The 825-nt window shown below is 30.5% G+C and carries 2 protein-coding genes; both read right to left on the reverse strand.

Annotated features, from left to right (window positions below; genetic code table 11):
• The coding region (locus tag L992_RS11545; RefSeq protein ID WP_047396389.1) for a hypothetical protein at nucleotides 1-367 on the reverse strand (367 nt) is incomplete at its 3' end.
• Nucleotides 368-495: 128 nt separating this feature from the next.
• Nucleotides 496-681 carry a hypothetical protein gene (locus L992_RS11550; protein ID WP_052193989.1) on the reverse strand — a complete coding sequence of 62 codons (186 nt, stop codon included), beginning with the start codon at nucleotides 679-681 and terminating at the stop codon, nucleotides 496-498.
• Nucleotides 682-825 lie beyond the last annotated feature (144 nt).

The raw sequence follows: 825 nt of genomic DNA on the forward strand, positions 1-825 counted from the left end.
GTTCTACTGGTGGTTCAGGATTTACTGGTGGATTGATTGGTGGTTCTACTGGTGGTTCAGGATTTACTGGTGGATTAATTGGTGGTTCTACTGGTGGTTTGATTTCTTCATCACCTAGTTTAAAATCAAAAATATTTCTAATTTCTTTATTTTTAGCCTTAGCAAATAATCCATTTATAAAAATCATTACTTCGGTTTCTTCAGATTTTGAAATAAATTTATTTTCAATTGTATTTTTATCTTCATTAACTATAATATTCTCTGCATAAGAGAATCCCCCTGTTATAAAAAATGCTACCATTAATCCTAATGAATAACTTTTTTTACCTTTTAAAAAACCCTTGATTTTTGACTCGTAATTAAACATAAAATCCTCCCTGATGTTTATTTTAACTTTATTTTTTATACAATATATGTTATACTAATTTTGCTATAGTGTTTTTATAAAACACTCATTACCATTTTTGCTTCCGTTGAGGTTGTGAAGATGGTTTTTTATTTTGTAGCTTTTTTTACATTTAACTCTTTAGTTTCAGAATTAAAAGTCAATTCAACCTCTTTCTCGTTTTCAGAAAGCTCCATTTCTCTAGCCCATTCAATCGGAATGGTGATTCGTGGAGTCAAATGACCTGACCCTGATTTTACAAAAGTTACATTTTTTACTACTTTTTTTATATTCATTTTCCAACCTCCAACACTCGTACGAGTGTAAAAATATAATATCATACACACTCGTACGAGTCAAGGTTTTTTTATCAAAACGCCCTGAGAAAACCTCTTCCTCTGTAAGGGAGAGGATGAATCAGGGCAATCTTTTTAGTTTTC

Source organism: Cetobacterium sp. ZOR0034 (assembly GCF_000799075.1).
Classification (GTDB): Bacteria; Fusobacteriota; Fusobacteriia; order Fusobacteriales; family Fusobacteriaceae; genus Cetobacterium_A.